The organism is Bacillus massilinigeriensis (assembly GCF_900111815.1).
In the GTDB taxonomy this organism is placed as follows: Bacteria; Bacillota; Bacilli; order Bacillales; family Cytobacillaceae; genus Mesobacillus_C; species Mesobacillus_C mediterraneensis.
Map to the genome: position 1 here is coordinate 383,150 of NZ_LT630004.1, position 14,209 is coordinate 397,358.

Here is a 14,209-nt window from a genome sequence, read left to right on the forward strand (position 1 = left end):
TCCTCCTTATTGGAATGCCTTCTTTATTTATAGCTTAAAATTGAGTATGATGAAACATAGAAGAATCAGGGAGTGAAAAAAATGTCACATGAAAAACGCTACAGTCAGTACACAGAGTACGAATTACAGCAGGAGATTGCCACGTTGCGGGAAAAGGCGAGAAAGGCTGAGCAAATGGGAATGGTGAACGAGCTAGCAGTGCTTGAACGCAAAGCTGCAATGGCGAAAGCATATCTGCTCAACCCAGAAGACTTCAAGCCAGGGGAACTATTCGAAATCGAAGGAGATCCAGGAGCTTACTTCAAAATAGATTATATAAATGGCGTTTTTGCATGGGGGTATAGACTTGGAGGTGCAAGGGAGGAAGAAGCACTTCCTATCAGCCTTTTGAAAAAATTAGCGCCAGACCAGGAATGAATGTAATCTATCGGCCTGGCGCAAACCTAAGGTCTATTTTTTCGGAATGGCGCTGTCGTCTTCACGGTGAGATGAAGCAAACATTCTTTCCTGCGGATGGGTATTGATTGTTCCATCAGCCCTTTTCGATGCATACTGCGATTTGGCACGTGGCTGGCCTTCCAGCCTGTTGCCGTTCATTTCGGGAAAATCCTTGGCTTTATTCCGCATGCTCTGCCTCCTCGGTGCGATAGTCTAGCGTGAAAATTACACGCTCCTATAGTATCCGTTAGAGCACAGTACATTATCACTTTTAAGCCAGTAAAAAAAATACCATGGAGGTAACAAAAGTGAACGATTATAAAGAGAATCTTGTTGAATTGCTGCTTGAAAAAAACAACGAGATCTCCCGTGGGCAAGCATTGACATGGGTAGAACTTTTATGGGATGACTTCGAAACAACTTCGGCTAAAGCAGGTAGGGAATACCTTGGAAGCGAAATGACCGAAAAAGTTGTCCGCCAATGGATAGAGCATTATGGAGACAAGCTCCATGAATTTGTTGCAAGAAATCCTAAATATAAAAAATACCTTGAGCAGGATGAGAAAAATCTTCTTTAGAAAACGATGCCCACAGGAGGCATCGTTTTTTTCCTGCGAGCATCATCCTGGCAAGAAATTCAGTTTTTTTCGCAGCTTTTCTTCGCTGTATATCCAGCCGGTATAGGAGCTCATGATGTGAAGGTCCTTATCCAGGTGGACGACTGCTACAAAAGGATAGTGGCCGTTGCTTCGATAGCGGAGATCGATGAATTTGACCTCGTAATGGTCATGATATTCATCAAGTACCCACCTGTATACCGGTGAAAATGAAAGGAAGGCTGATAGATTCTCGTCCTTTTTTGCTGCTTTCAATACAGGCGTTTCTGGGACAGGAACTCGGTCGAATTGGTCAATGATATTCACATTATCGCGATGCGCTCTCCCTACGAAAAACTGGTGTCTGTTCATGACGGCTACTCTCCATTGATGGTAGCGCATTGTTGGCGCAATGATAATTTCTGTTGCGTCTGGAATCATTTCCCTCACTATGCCCATTAACTTCCGTTTGTATAGATAGCGGTTGATGTAATAAGAGACGAGCACAGCATAGACAGCAAGGAAAGTATAGCCGGGATTAGCGCCGAACAACCATAATAGCAATCCTGCGACATGGAGTCCAAAGATGAACGGATCAAATGTGTTGATGATTCCAAGAGCTACCCACTTTGGTGAAAATGGCCGCAGCGCCTGTGTTCCATATGCGTTAAAAATATCCACGAATACGTGGAGGAATACTGCCAGCTGCGCCCACATCCACAAATGGAGAGGATTTGCGTCTGGGCTGAAAAGCAGGATGACGACTGTTATAAGCAGCGGCCAAAGGATAACAGCCGGCACCGAGTGCGTCATCCCCCGATGATTCCGGATATACACTGCATTATTTCTCAATTTAAGAACGGTATCAATATCGGGAATTTGCGATCCGATAATCGTTGCGGCAAGGACACTTGAAGCTGTCACTGGACTGCTTGCAACGACGGGGTCGAGTGTTGCAAGACCTCCTAATGCGAGTCCCATAACGACGTGTGTTCCGGTATCCAATGGAAAACCCCCCTTCTCGGGTTATGAATGTAGATGGAAATGTTTTATTCCTTGCCAATGTAAAAAATTTGGTTTACGGTAGGTACAAAAAGCGGAATCGTTACTATAATATATTCCCTATTTTGCAGTATGTTTAACATATGGAGGAGCAAAAGTGAAGAACCAAGAGATGGAAATAGTTGAAGATATCGATATCAAGGCCTTTCAAAAAGATTTGATAGACTGGTTTTCAAGGGAGCAAAGGGACCTCCCTTGGAGAAAGGACCAGGATCCATATAAAGTTTGGGTATCAGAGGTCATGCTGCAGCAAACGAAAGTAGATACCGTCATTCCTTATTTTACTCGCTTTTTAGAACAATTTCCATCAATCGATGCCCTTGCAGGAGCGGATGAAGAAAAAGTGCTGAAGGCATGGGAAGGTCTAGGCTACTACTCAAGGGTAAGAAATCTCCAGGCAGCTGTTCGCGAAGTTAAGGAAAGGTATGGAGGTAAAGTTCCTGATACCCCGGAAGCCATTTCGACATTAAAGGGAGTTGGCCCATATACTGCTGGTGCGGTGCTTAGCATTGCATATGGAAAGCCCGAGCCAGCTGTAGATGGAAACGTTATGCGCGTGCTCTCAAGGATCCTGCTCATTTACGAAGATATTGCAAAACCTTCTGCGCGAAAGACGTTTGAAAGAGCTGTCCGCCAATTGATTGACCATGGCAATCCTTCCTATTTCAATCAGGCGCTGATGGAGCTTGGCGCGCTTATTTGCACACCAACATCCCCATCTTGTCTACTATGCCCTGTTAATAGCCATTGTGAAGCGTATGAGCAAGGTGCCGCACAAGAGCTTCCTGTCAAGTCGAAAAAGAAGAAGCAAAAAACGGTGGAACTCGCAGCAGCTCTACTTCATGATGAGGAAGGCAGGCTCCTTATTCGAAAAAGGCCTGCTACTGGCTTGTTGGGAAATTTATGGGAGTTTCCTAATACGGAGGTGAGCGCCTCTTATCCGGGTGAGCGTGGTCAGCTCCAAGATTATCTTGGTGGGGAATATAAGTCAGCCCCAACGCTCTCGAGGCTTCCGGAAGACATTCAGCATGTGTTTACTCATTTAATCTGGAATATACGGGTTTTTGCCGGGTGTTTGGTGGAGCCGTTTGAACTAGGAGACAATTGCAAGCTTGTTTCTCGAGCACAATTAGCAGAGTATGCTATGCCTGTATCGCATCAAAAAATTCTTAAGCTGTATGATGAGTGGAGGAAAACGCCGTAAAACCTATCATGAGGCCACTGAAAAAGTCCTTTAAATCTATCTGCTAAAGTCCCTCTTGAATTCGGATCAAGGAGATTCATACTAAGCAGGGTGTACGGACGCTCTTTGGCCGAGGAGCGCCTGTGGGCTTTCACCTTTCACGCTGATCCCGCAGGGTTCTCACGCTTCCGCTCCAATCAATATATAGAAAGAGGATATGTCGGCTTTATTCCTTCTTCAATCATACGTTGGTGTTGTTCCGTGGGTATAGTCAGCCTCATTTCGACCCATTCCGCCGCGGCTCTCGATCTCCTCGACAATCTGTCTATGAAGGGATTGGCCTTCCGCATTCAAATATGGCACTACCTGCTGCATTGACTTGTGAAAGAATGCGAGTTCGCTGTCTCTCCATTCGCTTCTTGGCATCATCGTCAGTTCCGTTAAGTCTCGTCCTACATACACTGCAATCATCCTTTCCCTATGCTTGACATTTACTATTGTGGTGCTCTTCATTGTCTTATATACCAATAAAAGCTACAATGTAACCACCAACTTCAGAAAGGAAAAAAGTCTATGCAAAAAGTGGCACTTGTAACTGGAAGCAGCAGAGGAATTGGAAGAAGGATCGCTCTCCGTCTTGCTAATGAAGGATATGACATTGTCATCAACTATGCACGAAGTAAAAAGGGAGCGCTTGAAACAGCAGAAGAAGTAGAAAAGCTTGGGAGAAAAGCACTCGTCGTAAAAGCAAATGTTGGGGACGTAACTAAAATCAAAGCAATGTTCGAACAGATTAGAGAGGAGTTTGGACGCCTCGATATTTTTGTCAACAATGCGGCTTCTGGAGTGCTTCGCCCTGCGATGGAACTGGAGGAATCTCACTGGGATTGGACAATGAACATCAACAGCAAGGCGTTGCTCTTCTGCGCCCAGGAAGCGGCGAAATTAATGGAAGAAGCCGGTGGCGGAAAAATTGTGAGCATTAGCTCTCTTGGCTCTATTCGCTACTTGGAAAATTATACAACAGTAGGTGTGTCAAAAGCGGCCCTTGAAGCGCTGACAAGGTATTTGGCGGTGGAATTGGCACCAAAGAACATCAGTGTTAATGCCGTTTCTGGCGGGGCAGTGGATACGGAGGCTTTGCTTCATTTTCCGAACCGCGAGGAGCTTTTAGAGGAAGCAAGGAGCAAAACACCTGCAGGAAGAATGGTTGAAATGGAAGACATCGTAAATGCCGTTATGTTCCTGCTCGGTGAAGAATCCGGCATGATTTGCGGTCAGACTATCATCGTCGATGGCGGTATTTCTCTTCTTGTTTAAATGAATAAATTGGAAAAATAAAAGCGAATATCATCCCTTGACTTGGTTACATTAATAGTCGTGGAGGTGATAACAATGGCAAAAAGATCAAACCAAACTCAATCTGGTACAAACATTCAGGAAGTGCGTCAGCAAAATGCTCAAGCTTCCCAAGGCGGCCAATTTGGCACTGAGTTCGCTAGCGAAACCAATGCTCAAGAAGTAAGGCGTCAAAACCAGCAAGCTGAGTCTAATAAGTCACAAAACAGCTAATTATCACATCACCACAAAGCGTCCTCCTTTGGGAGGGCGTTTTTATTTGTAAGTTTCGACAAAGGTTTTCACCCCTCAACAGAACTAGTCAAAGGTTTTTTTTATACGGAGGAGAAATACATACAGTGAAAAAAAAGACAGGCGGTGGAGAGCGTGGATCAGTTCAATGACTTGGTTTCTGTCCAAATGAGGACGATGGAGAAGCTTATATACCTCCAATCGGAAATAGAACGCTGCCAGCAGGTGGAGGAGCAACTCCTTGCACTCAGAGAAGAAGCAAAACTAGAGGAAGTCAGAACGGATATCGATAAGATGAAAGCCGAGTTACTGGATATCCATAGACAATTCGAAGAGCAGACAGATGAAGTGATTCGCTCCTATCAGGAATTGAGTTTTTCAGCCCGTTAAAAGGGCAGCGGACAGAAAATATCCATATTTTACAGGGCTGCGTTGACGAAAAACGCGGCTCTTTTGTTTTAAATTCTCGCTTTAACCGTTATAATAATAAAAAATGGAAAAGCTATGCGGTCTTTTGGTTTATGAAATTTTTTCAGATTACTAAACAGCGACAGGTTTCAAAAGCTTGTGGTCAGGAAAGTAGGGGAGAAAACGATGGGCGTACCCGTTGAAGGTGAATCCGTACAAATACATAGCTATAAACATAATGGGCACATCCATAGAGTTTGGGAGCAGACAACTGTACTGAAAGGAACTCAGAGCCTCGTCATCGGCGGAAACGACCGTACTGTCGTTACAGAGTCAGACGGGAGAACATGGATAACGCGGGAACCTGCAATCTGCTATTTCCACGCAGAGCACTGGTTTAATGTTATTGGGATGATTAGGGAAGATGGCGTTTACTATTACTGCAATATTAGCTCTCCTTTCATTTTCGATGGGAAAGCGTTGAAATATATTGATTACGATCTTGATATTAAGATTTTTCCCGATATGACCTTCAACCTGCTGGATGAAGATGAATATGAGCGCCACCGCAGGGAAATGCAATACCCGGAAGTTATTGACCAGATCCTTAAGTATAATGTGGAAAAGCTGATCCATTGGATTAGACAGCGAAAAGGTCCGTTTGCTCCAGACTTTATCGATATTTGGTATGAGCGCTATTTGACTTATAGGCGTTGATTAAGCTATGTTAAAAGAATTGCCTGTTGAAACATTTCAACAGGTTTTTATTTGTAGGCAAGCATGTCTTTCCAGGGAAATGAGGAGAGTTATTTTGGGGAGCATCTACAGGTATCTGGAATTCGTAAAACCTTACAAATGGCAAATTGCCGGAACGGTCGTTATCGGAATACTGAAATTTGCCATTCCATTGCTGATACCACTTTTGATTAAATATGTTGTTGATGATGTCATCGGCAATGACGATTTGACGGATCCAGAAAAAGTGAACAAACTTCTCGGCGTCATGGGGGTAATGATTGTTGTTTTCGTTGTAGTGCGCCCGCCTGTCGAATACTATCGCCAATATTTCGCCCAATGGACGGCGAGCAGGATTCTCTATGACATCAGGGACAGGCTCTTCACCCATCTTCAAAAGCTCAGCTTCAAGTATTATTCGAAGACGAGGGCAGGGGAAGTGATTTCACGGGTCATCAATGATGTCGAGCAGACAAAGGCTTTTGTTATCACTGGACTGATGAATCTTTGGCTTGATGCTGCGACCATCGTGATCGCGGTTGGAATTATGTTTACGATGAATATAAAGCTGACCATCGTATCTCTAGTGCTTTTTCCTTTTTACGCTTTTTCCATCCGCTATTTCTTCGGGAATTTACGGAGACTGACTCGCACTCGTTCCCAGGCCCTTGCAGAAGTACAGAGCTATTTGCATGAACGGGTGGCAGGAATGCCGGTTATTAAGAGTTTTGCTATCGAAGAAGAGGAGCAGGGGCGTTTTGCCAAGCATAACAGCAATTTTTTAAGAAAAGCATTGGATCATACGAGCTGGAATGCCAAGGCATTCGCGGTGGTCAATACGATCACAGATATAGCGCCGCTCATCGTCATTGGATATTCCGCTTATGAGGTCATTCATGGAAATCTCACAATTGGGACGATGGTGGCTTTCATCGCTTATATTGACAAGCTGTACAATCCTCTTAGGAGAATGGTTAATTCGTCAACGACCATTACGCAATCCATTGCGTCAATGGACAGAGTGTTTGAATTGATGGATGAAAAATATGATATTGAAGATTCACCGGATGCAGTTGAACTGACTAGCTTTAAGGGGAATATCGCTTTTCGCGGCGTTAGCTTTGCATATGAAGAAGGGGGGGCTTCCGTCCTTGAAAATATCAATCTACAAGTCAGTCGAGGCGAGACGACAGCATTTGTGGGAATGAGCGGCGGAGGGAAATCTTCTCTAGTAAGCCTTATACCAAGGTTTTATGATGTCACGGATGGAAGTATCGAATTAGACGGACAGGATATACGAACGTTAAAAATCCAGTCTCTACGCAATAAAATCGGTATTGTATTGCAGGATAACATTCTCTTCAGCGAGTCTGTTAAAATGAATATCCTCCTCGGAAAACCGGATGCTACAGACGAAGAAGTAATCGAAGCAGCAAAGGCAGCCAATGCCCATGAATTTATCCTTTCCCTTCCGGAAGGCTATGAAACGAAAGTGGGCGAACGGGGTGTGCGTCTGTCAGGTGGGCAGCGGCAGAGAATTGCGATTGCTAGAGTCTTTTTAAAGAACCCGCCAATTTTGATTCTTGATGAAGCAACCTCGGCACTAGATCTTGAAAGCGAACACGCCATCCAAGAATCCCTTGAGACGCTGGCAAGAGACAGAACGACCTTCATTGTTGCCCACCGACTCTCGACCATCACTCATGCTGACAGAATCGTCTTGATTGAGCATGGAAAAATTGTTGAAATAGGAACCCATGAAGAACTCATGGCCCAAAGTGGCAGTTATTATAATCTTTTTCAAGTACAGGAGTTAGGGAAAGAGTAGCAGTGCAGATACAGTGAAAATGGGAGAAAAAATGGGATAACCAATCAAATAAAGAAGAAAGTGTTTTCCGGGTTTTTCGAGTTTACTTGAATTCCGGCAGGTAACAAATTCCGTCTCAAAAATAGGGAAAGAACATACTTGAACAACAGCAGGAACCGGAGCAGCTAACGCTTCGGTTCTTTTTATTGCGCAATATTATTTTAAACATTTAAAATAATCTGAAAAATATCTAGACGATTAGTTATCTTTCCATTAAAATAAAGAAGAACATTGTCCCAGTATATGTAAGCATAGAAAGGAGTCATAGAGTGTTAAATACTCCCGTTTTGGATGTTAAACAACTGAAAACTTCTTTTTTAGGAGATAGCGGGGAAATCCCGGCTGTCGATGATGTCAGCTTTTCTGTGAATAAAGGAGAAATCCTGGGGATTGTAGGAGAATCGGGCTGTGGAAAGAGCGTCACTTCCCTGTCCATTATGAAGTTGATCCCCCAGCCACCAGGAAAAATTGTTGGAGGAGAGATATTACTCGACGGCGAGAACCTTGTTACTGCTGAAGAAAAGCGGATGAGGAAAATCCGGGGAAATGATATTGCGATGATTTTCCAGGAACCAATGACTTCCCTTAATCCGTTGTTTACGATTGGTGACCAGCTTATGGAGGCGCTGTTGATACATAAGAAAATGGATAAAAAATCAGCGCGCAGCCAAGCCCAGGAAATGCTGAAGCTAGTCGGTCTAGCGAGGGTAGAAAAAATGATGAAGGAATATCCGCACCAGCTTTCAGGAGGAATGAGGCAGCGCGTGATGATTGCAATGGCGCTTTCCTGTCACCCGAAGGTATTGATTGCAGACGAACCGACAACAGCGCTTGATGTGACAATCCAAGCGCAAATCCTCTCGCTGATGAGGGATTTGAATAAAAAACTCGATACGGCCATCATCATGATTACCCATGATCTTGGCGTAGTAGCGGAATTATGCCAGCGGGTGATTGTCATGTATTCCGGCAAGGTAGTCGAGGAAGGGACAGTGGAGGACATTTTCAATGAGCCGGCACACCCTTACACTTTAGGCCTATTAAAATCTCTTCCTGATATCAGGGGAGGTAAGGAAAGGCTGTACTCGATTCCCGGGAACGTTCCAAAGCCAGGGTCCATCACGAAAGGATGCCGATTTGCAGCGAGATGCGAATTTGCCTTCGAGAGATGCTCAAGTGATCATCCTGAGCTTTATAGAAAAAGAGATAACCATACTGTTCGCTGTTTTCTGCATGAACCGGGAGGGGTTAGCCATGAGTGATGTCCTTTTAGAAGTGGAAGGGCTGAAAAAGTACTTTCCGTTGACTGGCGGTCTTTTAGGAAAAAAAACAGGAGATGTTAAAGCGGTAGACGGTGTCAGTTTTACGCTGAAAAAAGGGGAAACTTTGGGACTAGTAGGCGAGTCAGGTTGCGGGAAGTCGACTACTGGCAGGATGCTGATGCGGTTACTCGAGCCGACAGAAGGGACTGTCCGTTTTGATGGGAAGGAGCTTGTCAATCTTAACGCAAACGAAATGCGCCGAACCCGAAAAGATATGCAGATGGTATTTCAGGACCCTTTTGCATCGCTTAACCCGAGGCATACTGTCGAACAAATTCTTGAAGAGCCGCTGATTGTGCATGGCATCGGGACAAAAGCCGAACGCAAGCAAAGAGTCCGGGAAATGTTGGAGGTTGTCGGTCTTAGCTCCTATCATGCCAAACGTTATCCTCATCAGTTCAGCGGCGGACAGAGACAGAGGGTTGGGATTGCAAGAGCGCTGATGACAAACCCGAAGCTCATCATCGCGGATGAACCGGTATCTGCGCTCGATGTCTCGATTCAATCGCAAGTCTTAAACCTGCTGGAAGACTTGCAGGAAGAATTTCAATTGACATACGTCTTCATTGCTCATGATCTTGGAGTCGTTCGCCATATAAGCGATAGAGTGGGAGTCATGTATCTCGGCAGGCTTGTTGAAATAACGGAAGCTGATCGTCTTTATGAAAAACCGCTCCATCCTTATACAAAAGCGCTGCTAAGTGCAGTTCCGGTACCTGATCCGAATGTGAAGCGAATGCGGGAACTGTTAACAGGTGACATGCCAAGCCCTGAGAATCCGCCGCAAGGCTGTGCGTTCCATACAAGGTGCAAGGAATGTATGGCAGTTTGTGAAATAGAAAGGCCGGCATTAAAGGAAATTGCAGCGGGTCACTTTGCGGCGTGCCATCTTTATCCATAATCTTGACAGGAATGGAAAAGGGCATGGCCGCATAGATGATATACAAGGAGTTAGTCTCCGAACTAAGCAATCATAAAAACAGAGGGGGAAAACAATGAAAAAGAAATACGGTCTTTTGCTGATCGCATTCGTCTTGCTGCTGTCGCTGGGCATGGCAGGTTGCGGCAAGTCATCTTCCGGGGGAACAGAAGGCGGGGGAAATAGTGGAGGCGGGACGCTTGTCTTTGCTCGTGGGGGAGATTCAGAATCGCTTGATCCTGCGGTAACAACGGAAGGTGAATCTTTTAAAGTAACAGAAAATATATATGAAACCTTGATTAACTTCGGAGAGCAGGATACAGAAATTGAGCCTGGTTTAGCTGAGAGCTGGAAAGAGTCAGATGATGGACTGAAGCATACGCTGAAGCTAAAAAAAGGCGTCAAGTTCCATGATGGCACTGATTTTAACGCTGAGGCAGTTGTGTTTAACTTTGAACGCTGGAAAGCCGGAAACAAAGAGCGTTTTTATTATTATAATTCCCAATTTGGCGATGTTATGAAAGAAGTGAAAGCAGTGGATGAGCATACTGTTGAATTCACGCTGAACCGTGTGCTTGCACCTTTTTACAAAAATCTTGCAATGTCTCCATTCGCAATTGCAAGCCCTGAAGCAATCAAAAAACATGGCGATAAGTTTGCTGAGAATCCGACAGGAACAGGACCATTCAAATTCAAAGAGTGGAAGCGCAATGACAAAGTGACAATTGTGAAAAACGAGAACTATTGGAAAAAGGGCCTTCCAAAGCTGGACTCTGTCATTTTCCGCGTCATCCCTGAGAATTCAGCTCGACTAAATGCGCTGAATACTGGTGAAGTAGACTTGATCGATGGAGTAAACTTCAGCGATGTAGATAGCATTAAAAAGAACGATAAGCTGCAGGCATTCTTCCGTCCATCTCTTAATGTGGCATACCTTGGCCTCAATAACGAGCGCGGACCGCTAAAAGATAAAAAGGTTCGTCAGGCATTGAACTATGCTGTCGACAAAAAAGCGCTCATCGATGCTTTCTATGCGGGAGCAGCAGAGGCAGCGGTTAACCCAATGCCAGAAACGGTTGCGGGCTATAATGACGCTGTGAAAGATTATGAGTACGATCCGGAAAAAGCGAAGCAGTTACTGAAGGAAGCAGGCTACGAGAAAGGCTTTGAAATCGAGCTGTGGGCAATGCCTGTTGCCCGTCCTTATATGCCTGATGGCAAAAAGGTTGCTGAAGCAATTCAATCAAACTTTGAAAAAGTGGGCGTAAAGTCCAAGATCGTGAGCTTCGAATGGCCGACATACCTTGAAAAAGCGAGAAAAGGCGAAGCGGATACGTTCCTCTTAGGCTGGACTGGCGATAATGGCGATGCAGATAATTTCCTTTATGTTCTGCTTGATGAGGATAGCATCGGAAGCAACAACTATACGTATTATAAGAACCCTAAAGTCCATGAACTTTTTACAAAGGCTCAATCAACAAACGATCAAAGTGAACGCGAAAAGCTTTATAAGGAAGCACAGGAAATCATCAAGGATGATGCACCATGGATTCCGCTTGTCCACTCCAAGCCTGCGCTTGCTGGAAAGGCTGAAATCAAAGGCTTTAAACCGCATCCAACAGGATCTGACCTATTATCGAACGTTGAAATGAAAAAATAATGACTTCATGGAGAAGGGAGGTCAATCATTGGCTCCCTTTTCCTCTGAAAGCTATTGAGACAGCTTAAAGGAGTGAAAGCATGCTCGCATATTCCGTAAGAAGGGTTTTTTCCCTTGTCCCAGTACTGCTCGGGCTTTCCCTCGTTGTATTTTTCATGATCAGGGCAATTCCGGGTGACCCTGCCCAAGTTATTCTTGGTCAGCTTGCGACAAAGGAGGCAATTGCCGAACTTTCAAAAGATCTCGGTCTCGACGAACCGTGGTACATCCAATATTTTCAGTATCTTGGGGGGCTTGTGACAGGGGATCTTGGTGAATCACTAAGGACGAAGACTGCAATTTCGGCAGAAATTTGGCCTTATTTAGCTGCAACGATTGAACTTTCTTTTTTCGCGATGCTCATAGCGATTTTGGTTGGCGTGAACGCAGGTATTGTCAGCGCTTGGTTCCAAAATTCCTGGTTTGACTACACTGCTATGATCCTTGCGCTAGTTGGAGTATCCGTTCCTATCTTCTGGCTTGGACTGATGGAACAGTGGGTGTTTTCCTATAATTTAGAGTGGCTTCCAACATCGGGAAGGGATGATGTCAGGAATCCGGTTGAGGCGTTTACCCATCTGTATGTGATTGATACGCTGCTGCAAGGAAGGTTTGACCAGTTTGTAGATGTCCTGAAGCATCTAGTGCTTCCTGCTATCGCGCTTGCGACCATTCCAATGGCCATCATCGCAAGGATTACTCGTTCTACGATGCTTGAAGTAATGCGTTCTGATTTCATTCGGACGGCAAGGGCGAAAGGGATGAGCATGTTCTGGGTGGTGTACAAGCATTCTTTGAAAAATGCTGTCATCCCTGTATTAACTGTTATTGGTTTGCAAACAGGGTTGCTCTTAGGAGGAGCTATCTTGACGGAAACGATTTTCAGCTGGCCGGGAATCGGCCGATATATTTATGAAGCAATAGGGTACAGGGATTATCCTGTCATCCAGTCCGGCATTTTAATTGTTGCACTTATTTTTGTTTTGATTAATCTCGTTGTCGATTTATTGTACGCAGCAATCGATCCGCGGATTAAATATCGCTAGGGGGTAGCAGCATGGAAATCTTGACACAGAAACAGCCGCAGCAATTCCAGGCTGTTGCGGAGGAAAAAGCGCTTTCCCCTTGGCGGGAAGCGTGGAGAAGCTTCCGGAAGAATAAGCTTGCTCTCGCTGGAAGCATCATTGTCCTGGTGTTTATATTGATTGGGATATTTGCTCCGCTTATCGCACCGAACGGTATTAATGAACAGGCGATGGCAAAACGTCTCCAGGCTCCTTCTTCAGAGCATTGGTTCGGGACGGATGATTTCGGCCGAGATATTCTTTCGCGAGTTGTCTATGGTGCGCGAATCTCCCTTTGGGTAGGCTTCTTTTCTGTCGTTGCATCGATGGCGGTGGGGTGTTTGCTTGGTATTGTTGCTGGCTACTATGGGAAGTGGATTGATAGTGTGATTAGCAGAATTTTTGATATCATGCTCGCATTCCCAAGCATTCTTCTGGCAATCGCAATTGTGGCAGTACTCGGCCCATCCCTGCAAAATGCCTTGATCGCAATTGCTGTCATCAACGTACCGAACTTCGGCAGGCTGATACGAGCAAGGGTATTAAGCGTGAAAGAAGAGGAGTATATCGTGGCTGCTCGGGCAATCGGGATGAAGGACAGCAGGATTCTGTTCCGCCATGTACTGCCGAACAGTATTGCACCAATCATTGTCCAAGGAACACTTGCTATCGCGACTGCAATCATCGAAGCTGCGGCCCTTGGTTTTCTCGGGCTCGGCGCAGAGGCTCCGAATCCTGAATGGGGAAAAATGCTTTCCGATGCCAAGCAGTTCATGATTGAAGCGCCATGGACAATGGTATTTCCTGGACTTGCAATCATGCTGACGGTCCTAGGTTTCAATCTGATGGGTGATGGATTAAGGGATGCCTTTGATCCGCGGATGAAGAACTAATAAAAAAGCGTCCATTAGGGCGCTTTTTTATTTGGTTAAAGCTGAAGAAGTTTGCTTGTGCTACCCTTGTTGATTTCCGTTGATGCTACCACAAGGCCAACAACAGCTCGAGAGCAACGAAAACAGACCTCTCAGCCTCATAAAAACTAAATCAAAATGACAATTTTTAAGGTTTTGTGCGGGAAGGAAGCTTGGTGGAGGATCCCTTGGGGTGCGGGAGTGTTTCCAGTAAAAACCTTAAATGGTTCTGATATGATAGCTACTGTTGATAAAACGTGAGTTACCGTAGATAAATGGCGGTTTACCGTAGATAAACTGCCGATTACCGTAGAAAAAATGACATTTACCGTAGATAAGCTTATCAGAGAGACTTCAGGAGGAGCACGAAACCCTTGTGTAATCGGTTCCACACTAGCTTCCGTTCCAACAACAG

General features: G+C 45.0%; 16 protein-coding genes. 13 read left to right on the forward strand and 3 right to left on the reverse strand.

All coding sequences use genetic code 11. From position 1 onward, the window contains the following. The first annotated feature begins 81 nt into the window (after window positions 1-81). Window positions 82-417 carry a YfhH family protein gene (locus tag BQ5796_RS02000; RefSeq protein WP_071458744.1) on the forward strand — a complete coding sequence of 112 codons (336 nt, stop codon included), beginning with the start codon at window positions 82-84 and terminating at the stop codon, window positions 415-417. A 33-nt stretch (window positions 418-450) separates the two neighbouring features. Here the strand turns inward: BQ5796_RS02000 and BQ5796_RS02005 are convergent, their stop codons facing one another. Continuing rightward, a complete protein-coding gene (locus tag BQ5796_RS02005; protein WP_071458745.1) occupies window positions 451-627 on the reverse strand; it encodes a small, acid-soluble spore protein K in 177 nt (58 codons plus the stop codon). 119 nt (window positions 628-746) lie between these two features. Here BQ5796_RS02005 and BQ5796_RS02010 point away from each other — a divergent pair, with 119 nt between their 5' ends. Continuing rightward, window positions 747-1,016, forward strand: coding sequence for a YfhJ family protein (locus tag BQ5796_RS02010; protein ID WP_071458746.1), 270 nt, complete (start codon window positions 747-749; stop codon window positions 1,014-1,016). Window positions 1,017-1,058: 42 nt separating this feature from the next. On the opposite strand, the gene BQ5796_RS02015 is transcribed toward BQ5796_RS02010, so the two are convergent. Then, on the reverse strand, window positions 1,059-2,039 hold the full coding sequence (locus BQ5796_RS02015; RefSeq protein ID WP_071458747.1) for a metal-dependent hydrolase: 981 nt from the start codon (window positions 2,037-2,039) through the stop codon (window positions 1,059-1,061). A gap of 169 nt (window positions 2,040-2,208) precedes the next feature. On the opposite strand from BQ5796_RS02015, the gene mutY reads away from it, so the two are divergent. Continuing rightward, window positions 2,209-3,300, forward strand: a complete 1,092-nt coding sequence (gene mutY, locus BQ5796_RS02020; RefSeq protein WP_071461106.1) for an A/G-specific adenine glycosylase — start codon at window positions 2,209-2,211, stop codon at window positions 3,298-3,300. Between the two features lie 216 nt (window positions 3,301-3,516). Here the strand turns inward: mutY and BQ5796_RS02025 are convergent, their stop codons facing one another. Beyond that, window positions 3,517-3,741, reverse strand: a complete 225-nt coding sequence (locus BQ5796_RS02025; RefSeq protein WP_071461107.1) for a hypothetical protein — start codon at window positions 3,739-3,741, stop codon at window positions 3,517-3,519. A 111-nt stretch (window positions 3,742-3,852) separates the two neighbouring features. Between BQ5796_RS02025 and fabL the strand changes: the two genes are divergently transcribed. The 10 genes from fabL (at window position 3,853) to nikC (ending at window position 13,776) form a co-directional block, all read left to right on the forward strand. Then, complete coding sequence (fabL, locus tag BQ5796_RS02030) at window positions 3,853-4,599, forward strand: enoyl-[acyl-carrier-protein] reductase FabL (RefSeq protein ID WP_071458748.1); 747 nt, start codon at window positions 3,853-3,855, stop codon at window positions 4,597-4,599. 75 nt (window positions 4,600-4,674) lie between these two features. Next, on the forward strand, window positions 4,675-4,851 hold the full coding sequence (locus BQ5796_RS02035) for a gamma-type small acid-soluble spore protein (RefSeq protein WP_071458749.1): 177 nt from the start codon (window positions 4,675-4,677) through the stop codon (window positions 4,849-4,851). A 153-nt stretch (window positions 4,852-5,004) separates the two neighbouring features. Further along, window positions 5,005-5,259 (forward strand): YgaB family protein, encoded by a 255-nt coding sequence (locus tag BQ5796_RS02040; RefSeq protein ID WP_071458750.1) that lies wholly within the window; start codon window positions 5,005-5,007, stop codon window positions 5,257-5,259. A 204-nt stretch (window positions 5,260-5,463) separates the two neighbouring features. Further along, window positions 5,464-5,994, forward strand: a complete 531-nt coding sequence (ntdP, locus tag BQ5796_RS02045) for a nucleoside tri-diphosphate phosphatase (protein WP_071458751.1) — start codon at window positions 5,464-5,466, stop codon at window positions 5,992-5,994. Window positions 5,995-6,088: 94 nt separating this feature from the next. Continuing rightward, a complete protein-coding gene (locus BQ5796_RS02050) occupies window positions 6,089-7,840 on the forward strand; it encodes an ABC transporter ATP-binding protein (protein ID WP_071458752.1) in 1,752 nt (583 codons plus the stop codon). A 308-nt stretch (window positions 7,841-8,148) separates the two neighbouring features. Further along, entirely contained in the window at window positions 8,149-9,141 is a 993-nt protein-coding gene (locus tag BQ5796_RS02055; protein ID WP_071458753.1) for an ABC transporter ATP-binding protein, read from the forward strand. Then, window positions 9,134-10,102, forward strand: a complete 969-nt coding sequence (locus BQ5796_RS02060) for an ABC transporter ATP-binding protein (protein ID WP_071458754.1) — start codon at window positions 9,134-9,136, stop codon at window positions 10,100-10,102. Before BQ5796_RS02055 ends, BQ5796_RS02060 begins: the two co-directional genes overlap by 8 nt. Window positions 10,103-10,196: 94 nt before the next feature. Further along, window positions 10,197-11,780, forward strand: a complete 1,584-nt coding sequence (locus tag BQ5796_RS02065) for an ABC transporter substrate-binding protein (protein ID WP_071458755.1) — start codon at window positions 10,197-10,199, stop codon at window positions 11,778-11,780. 80 nt (window positions 11,781-11,860) lie between these two features. Then, window positions 11,861-12,865 (forward strand): ABC transporter permease, encoded by a 1,005-nt coding sequence (locus BQ5796_RS02070; protein WP_071458756.1) that lies wholly within the window; start codon window positions 11,861-11,863, stop codon window positions 12,863-12,865. A gap of 11 nt (window positions 12,866-12,876) precedes the next feature. Next, the gene (gene nikC, locus BQ5796_RS02075) at window positions 12,877-13,776 is read left to right on the forward strand and encodes a nickel transporter permease (protein WP_071458757.1); all 900 of its coding nucleotides are present in this window, start codon (window positions 12,877-12,879) and stop codon (window positions 13,774-13,776) included. The last annotated feature ends 433 nt before the right edge of the window (window positions 13,777-14,209 follow it).

Bases quoted from the DNA above. Each gene is read 5' to 3' on its own strand.
- ntdP (WP_071458751.1), top strand. From the start codon at position 5,464: ATGGGCGTACCCGTTGAAGGTGAATCCGTACAAATACATAGCTATAAA.
- fabL (WP_071458748.1), top strand. From the start codon at position 3,853: ATGCAAAAAGTGGCACTTGTAACTGGAAGCAGCAGAGGAATTGGAAGA.
- nikC (WP_071458757.1), top strand. From the start codon at position 12,877: ATGGAAATCTTGACACAGAAACAGCCGCAGCAATTCCAGGCTGTTGCG.
- BQ5796_RS02065 (WP_071458755.1), top strand. From the start codon at position 10,197: ATGAAAAAGAAATACGGTCTTTTGCTGATCGCATTCGTCTTGCTGCTG.
- BQ5796_RS02005 (WP_071458745.1), bottom strand. From the start codon at position 627: ATGCGGAATAAAGCCAAGGATTTTCCCGAAATGAACGGCAACAGGCTG.
- mutY (WP_071461106.1), top strand. From the start codon at position 2,209: ATGGAAATAGTTGAAGATATCGATATCAAGGCCTTTCAAAAAGATTTG.
- BQ5796_RS02070 (WP_071458756.1), top strand. From the start codon at position 11,861: ATGCTCGCATATTCCGTAAGAAGGGTTTTTTCCCTTGTCCCAGTACTG.
- BQ5796_RS02000 (WP_071458744.1), top strand. From the start codon at position 82: ATGTCACATGAAAAACGCTACAGTCAGTACACAGAGTACGAATTACAG.
- BQ5796_RS02035 (WP_071458749.1), top strand. From the start codon at position 4,675: ATGGCAAAAAGATCAAACCAAACTCAATCTGGTACAAACATTCAGGAA.
- BQ5796_RS02060 (WP_071458754.1), top strand. From the start codon at position 9,134: ATGAGTGATGTCCTTTTAGAAGTGGAAGGGCTGAAAAAGTACTTTCCG.